Source organism: Aeromonas fluvialis (assembly GCF_000819885.1).
In the GTDB taxonomy this organism is placed as follows: domain Bacteria; phylum Pseudomonadota; class Gammaproteobacteria; order Enterobacterales; family Aeromonadaceae; genus Aeromonas; species Aeromonas fluvialis.
Genome location: NZ_CDBO01000052.1, coordinates 79943 through 85942, shown reverse-complemented (window position 1 = coordinate 85942; position 6000 = coordinate 79943). Strand labels below are relative to the sequence as shown.

5 protein-coding genes are annotated in these 6000 nt (G+C 61.0%); all 5 read right to left on the bottom strand.

The genetic code is table 11. The features are described from left to right. Positions 1-33: 33 nt before the first annotated feature. Positions 34-1035 (bottom strand): adenosine deaminase, encoded by a 1002-nt coding sequence (gene add / locus BN1125_RS10885; protein WP_042012317.1) that lies wholly within the window; start codon positions 1033-1035, stop codon positions 34-36. Positions 1036-1177: 142 nt separating this feature from the next. Next, complete coding sequence (gene glnG / locus BN1125_RS10880) at positions 1178-2596, bottom strand: nitrogen regulation protein NR(I) (RefSeq protein ID WP_042012316.1); 1419 nt, start codon at positions 2594-2596, stop codon at positions 1178-1180. Positions 2597-2605: 9 nt separating this feature from the next. Beyond that, complete coding sequence (gene glnL / locus BN1125_RS10875; RefSeq protein WP_042012315.1) at positions 2606-3661, bottom strand: nitrogen regulation protein NR(II); 1056 nt, start codon at positions 3659-3661, stop codon at positions 2606-2608. 80 nt (positions 3662-3741) lie between these two features. Then, a complete protein-coding gene (locus BN1125_RS10870; RefSeq protein WP_042012314.1) occupies positions 3742-4326 on the bottom strand; it encodes a DUF4124 domain-containing protein in 585 nt (194 codons plus the stop codon). 115 nt (positions 4327-4441) lie between these two features. Further along, a complete protein-coding gene (glnA, locus tag BN1125_RS10865; protein ID WP_033135368.1) occupies positions 4442-5851 on the bottom strand; it encodes a glutamate--ammonia ligase in 1410 nt (469 codons plus the stop codon). Positions 5852-6000: the final 149 nt, after the last annotated feature.

The following is a 6000-nucleotide window of genomic DNA, read 5'->3' as shown; positions in this document are numbered from 1 at the left end:
GTGGGCCGTTGTTATTTGCAGTGCCGGTGTGGATCAGCGGCTGGCAGCGCGGGCGCTCAGCTCGGCTTTCTCGCTATCACTCAGGAAGGCCAAGGTCAGGCCATTCTGCTGGGCGGTGCGGATTTCGCTCGTGGTCATGCCCGTGGCCGGGGCGGCCACTTCATATTCGTGGGGCAGGTCGATGCCTTCCACCGCCGGATCGTCGGTGTTGAGGCAGGCCAGCACACCGGCGGCCAGGAACTGGCGGATCGGGTGTTCGGTCAGGCTCGCCACTGTGGTGGTCTGGAGGTTGGAGGTGAGGCAGGATTCGATGCCGATGCGGTGCTCGGCCAGATAGGCCATCAGGGCCGGATCCTGAATCGCTTTGACGCCGTGACCGATACGTTCGGCGCCCAGCTCGCGAATGGCCTGCCACATGCTCTCGGGGCCAGCGGCTTCACCGGCGTGTACGGTGACGCGCATGCCTGCATCGCGCACCTTGCGGAAGTGGTCGGTAAAGAGGGTGCCCGGGAAGCCCAGTTCGTCACCGGCCAGATCGATGGCGACCAGCTTGTTGCGGTGGGCCAGACAGGCGGCCAGCTCCTGATTGCACTGCTCGGTGCCGAAGGTGCGGCTCATGATGCCGATCAGGTTGGTCTTGATGCCGAAGTCGCGGCTGCCAGCGGCCACGCCGTCGATGATGGCCTCCACCACGCCCTGCGGGTGCAGCTTGTGGGCCATCGCCATGTAGGCCGGGCTGAAACGCAGTTCGGCATAGTCGATACCGGCGCGCAGCAGATCTTCGACGTTCTCGTAGGCGACCCGGCGGCAGGCGTCATAGTCGGCCAGCACGGCTACCCCCCAGTCCAGTTTCTTCAGGAAGGCGACCAGGCTCGGCTCGTTCTCTACGATCTGTACATGGGGGCGCAGCGCTTCCAGCTCGAAGGCGGGCAGCCGGATATTGTGTTGGCGACCCAGCTCGAGGATGGTTTGCGGGCGGATGTTGCCGTCCAGATGGCGGTGCAGGTCGGTCAGGGGGAGAGATCTGTCAATCATGGTGGCGCCTTCTTCGAGTCGGGTTGGAAAGCCTGCCATTCTAGGCAGGGCTTTCAAAAAAGATACCCCGTTTATAGTTAAGCGGGGGCTCTGGCAGGCGGTGATTTGTCAGGGCGTGATGGGAATCGTTTTTCCCGGGAACTCAGCAGAGATCGAGTTCCTTCAGCTTGCGGGTCAGGGTGTTGCGACCCCAGCCAAGCAGACGGGCCGCCTCCTGCTTGTGGCCGTGGGTGTGCTCCAGAGCCGTCTCCAGCATGATTCGCTCGAACTGGGGCAGGGCGTCGGCCAGGATATCGATCTCTCCCAACGCCAGCTTGGCGGCAACCCACTCCTGCAACTGCTGCTGCCAGCAGCCGGGCAGGGCCGGCTGGCCGGGTTCGGCATTGTGGGTGATGGGGGTGAGCAGTTCGGCAGGCAGGTCTCCGACCAGCACCTCCTGTCCGGATGCCATCACAGTGAGCCAGCGGCAGGCATTCTCCAGCTGGCGCACGTTGCCCGGCCAGGGCAGTCGGCTGATATAGGCCTGGGTGTCGGGGTGCAGGCTCTTGGCCTCCACATTCAGCTCCTTGGCGGCGCGTAGCAGGAAGTGGCGGGCCAGCTGGGGGATATCCTCACGACGCTCCTTGAGAGCGGGAATGTGGATGCGGATGACGTTGAGGCGGTGGAACAGATCCTCGCGAAACTCGCCATCGGCGACCCGTTTCTCCAGATTCTGGTGGGTGGCGGCGATGATCCGCACATCCACCTGCACCGGCTGGTGGCCACCGACCCGATAGAACTGACCATCGGCCAGCACCCGCAGCAGCCGAGTCTGCACGTCGAGCGGCATGTCGCCGATCTCGTCGAGAAACAGGGTGCCGCCGTCGGCCTGTTCGAAACGGCCGTGACGGATGTTGTTGGCGCCGGTGAAGGCCCCCTTCTCATGACCGAACAGCTCCGACTCGATGAGGTCTTTCGGGATGGCTGCCATGTTGAGGGCGATGAAGTTTTTGTGGGCGCGCGGGCTGTGTTTGTGCAGCGCGTGGGCGACCAGCTCCTTGCCGGTACCACTCTGGCCGTTGATCAGCACCGAGATGCTGGAGCGCGACAGGCGACCGATGGCGCGGAACACCTCCTGCATCGCCGGTGCCTCACCGATGATCTCCGGAGTGGCGGTGGCCTCTTGCTGGCGAGACTTGCGCTTGGTGCGCTGCTCCTTGAGATGGTTCTCGGCGCGCCGTACCAGGGTCACCGCTTCGTCGATATCGAACGGCTTGGGCAGGTACTCGAAGGCGCCACGCTGGTAGGCGTTGACTGCGCTGTCGAGATCCGAATGGGCGGTCATGATGATGACGGGCAGATCGGCCTGACGGCGATGGATCTGTTCGAGCAGGCTCAGGCCATCGATGCCGGGCATCCGGATATCGGAGAGGATCACATCGGGCGAGCGCAGCTCCAGGGCGTGCAGCAGCGCTTCGCCATCGGCAAAGCTCTCGCAGTTAAAGCCTTCGCTGCCGAGCGTGCGTTCCAGCACCCAGCGGATAGAACTGTCGTCATCGACGATCCACACTTTGGCGGTCATGGGGTTCCCTTACTTGCGAAGCGGTAGAAAGATGGTGAATTCGGTGTGACCCGGCCAGCTAATACAGTCGATCTTCCCCTTGTGCTGGTCGATCAGGTTCTGGGCGATGGAGAGGCCGAGCCCGGTGCCCCCCTCCTTGCCGGTAATCATCGGGTAGAAGAGAGTGTCGCGGATGGCATCGGGAATGCCGGGGCCGTTGTCGATGATCTTGATTTCCGCCGCCAGCCGATAGCGCTGGCCATGGATGGTGATCTGGAACGCGGTGCGGGTCTTGATGCGGATAAGACCGGTCTGGTCGCCGAGCGCTTCGGCGGCGTTGCCCACTATGTTGAGAAACGCCTGCTGTAGCTGATCCGGCTCCATTTCGAATTCGGGAATGCTGGGGTCGTAATCCCGCTCGATGCGAACAGAAGGTGGCAGCTCCAGCTCCACCAGACGGCGCACTTGCTCCAGTACCGAATGGACGTTGTGCATCTGGTGGCGGCCGGGCCGCTGGGGGCCGAGCAGGCGATCGACCAGCACCCGGAGCCGGTCGGCCTGCTCGATGATGATGCCGGTGTATTCGCACAGGGCCGGATCCGGCAGCTCTTTTTGCAGCAGCTGGGCTGCGCCGCGCAGGCCGCCGAGGGGATTTTTGATCTCGTGGGCGAGGCCGCGCACCAGCTCCTTGGCCGCCAGCTGTTGGGCATGCTGCTGCTGCTCCTGGCTTATCTTTTTCTGCTGGTCGATCTTGCGCAGCTCCACCACCAGCAGACGCTTTTCGTGATCCGCCATGGGGGTGGCGCTCAGTTCGACCAGGCGGGGTTCTCCCTCTACCACCAGAGTCACTTCGCTGTCGGTAAACCCCTGCCCCGAAACGAGGCACTGCTTGAGCCGCTGCAAATCGAGGGAGATATGCTCCAGCAGATGGGGCAGTTCGATACCGATCAGCCGTCGTTCACTGAGGGAGAGCAGCTGTTCGGCCGCCGGGTTGACGAACTGGATGCAAAGCCGTTCATCCATCAGGATCACGGCGGTCAGCAAATTATCCAAGAGTGTTTTGGCGTTGTCCGAGCGGGTTGGCACAGGTTTCTCCCTAAAACGGTGCTAGACACCTGTCACGCACCGATATGGTGCATAGAGTTTACCCGCATCGGTGCGCTATATCACCCCTGGTCGGCCCTGGGGGTGGGTTTGGGAGCCGGCGTCACGCTCGCTCTATGCAGGTAAAAGGTGACTACGCTGGATTTAGCAAGGATCGTACCGTCTTTGGCGAGCAGTTCGAGCTGGGCCTCGTGAGCACCGCGATCGACGTTTTCGACGCGGATAGAGAGGCTGTTGCTGACGATGGGGGCAGCCTTGCCATCCAGGGTCAGGCGCACATCATACTGGGTCGGAGGTTTGGGGCTGATCGCGCCCTGAAAGACGATGTTACCGGTGTTGTCGCGTAAGGTGCTGCCCTGTTCCGGGGAGAGCAGCTCGATGACCAGCTTGGCCGCTTCTTTTTCCTTCTTGGCGTCGGCGCCGGTCAGGCTGTTGAAGTTATCCACCTGCACCGAGCGTGGCGCACTACTGCCAATCAGTGGAGCGATTCGCAGATCGAGCTCCTTGGCACTCTTGCCGGGTGGTGGTGCATCCGAGTAGTGGGTGATGCCATTGCCATCGACCCAGGAGTAGACCTTGGCCGCATCTGCTCCGAACGGGGTCAGCAACATGAGGGCGAGCACCCCTATGCCATGCTTGTTGTTCATCCATCTCTCCTTGACGGTATTTTGCTTAATCCTATCAGAGAAAAAACCCGCCAGATGGCGGGTTTTGTCACGATTAGGCAAGCTGACCGGATTTAAACGGACAGTCTGCTGCGACTTAGACGGAGTAGTACAGTTCGAACTCCAGCGGGTGCGGGGTCATGCGCACACGGTCAACATCCTGCTGTTTCAGTTCCAGATAGGAGTTGATGAAGTCGTCGCTGAACACGCCACCACGGGTCAGGAACTCGCGATCTGCATCCAGTGCGGACAGGGCTTCGTCCAGAGAACCGGCAACGGTCGGCACTTCTGCGGCTTCTTCCGGCGGCAGGTCATACAAGTTCTTGTCCATGGCATCGCCCGGATGGATCTTGTTGATGATACCGTCCAGACCGGCCATCAGCTGGGCTGCGAAGGCCAGGTACGGGTTGGCAGCAGGATCCGGGAAGCGCACTTCGATACGGCGGGCTTTCGGGCTCGGCACTACCGGAATGCGGATGGAGGCAGAGCGGTTGCGGGCAGAGTAGGCCAGCATGACCGGTGCTTCATAACCCGGAACCAGACGCTTGTAAGAGTTGGTGGTCGGGTTGGCGAAGGCGTTGATGGCCTTGGCGTGCTTGATGATACCGCCGATGTAGTGCAGTGCCATCTCGGACAGGCCGCCGTACAGGTCGCCGGCGAACAGGTTGACGCCGTTCTTGGCCAGAGACTGGTGGCAGTGCATGCCGGAGCCGTTGTCGCCGAACATGGGTTTCGGCATGAAGGTGACGGTCTTGTTGTAGGCGTGGGCCACGTTGTGGATCACGTACTTCAGTACCTGCACTTCGTCTGCCTTCAGCGTCAGCGTGTTGAAGCGGGTGGCGATCTCGTTTTGACCGGCAGTGGCCACTTCGTGGTGGTGAGCTTCAACGACCTGGCCCATCTCTTCCAGCACCAGACACATGGCGGCGCGGATATCCTGGGAGGAGTCGACCGGTGCAACCGGGAAGTAACCGCCTTTCACAAACGGACGGTGACCCTTGTTGCCATGCTCATAGGCAGTGCCGGAGTTCCATGCGGCTTCTTCAGATTCGATTTTGACGAAGCTGTGGCCCATGGTGTTGGAGAAGGTGATGTTGTCGAACATGAAGAATTCCGGCTCCGGCCCGAACAGCACGGTGTCAGCGATGCCGCTGGACTTCAGGAAATCTTCTGCGCGCTTGGCGATGGAGCGCGGATCGCGGTCGTAGCCCTGCATGGTGGCAGGCTCCAGCACGTCACACACGATGTTCAGGGTGGTCTCTTCGGTGAACGGGTCCAGCTTGGCGGAGGCTGCGTCCGGCATCAGTACCATGTCGGATTCGTTGATGCCTTTCCAGCCGCCGATGGAGGAACCATCGAACATCTTGCCGTCTTCGAAGAAATCTTCATCAACCTGGTGAGCAGGGATGGATACATGCTGCTCTTTACCCTTGGTGTCGGTAAAGCGCAGATCAACAAACTTGACTTCGTGTTCCTGGATCAGGGCCAAAACGTTCTGGGCTGACATGCTAAGTAACCTCCGGTGTTAAAACTCTCTGGGTGAATGCGTCGTCGTATTCACATAAGCCAGTATCGTGCCAAGTTTGTGACAGCTTGATTTCAGGGCAATCTCGCTGAAGAGGCTCCCCAAAATCAGGCGATCTCGACTCGCGTTGC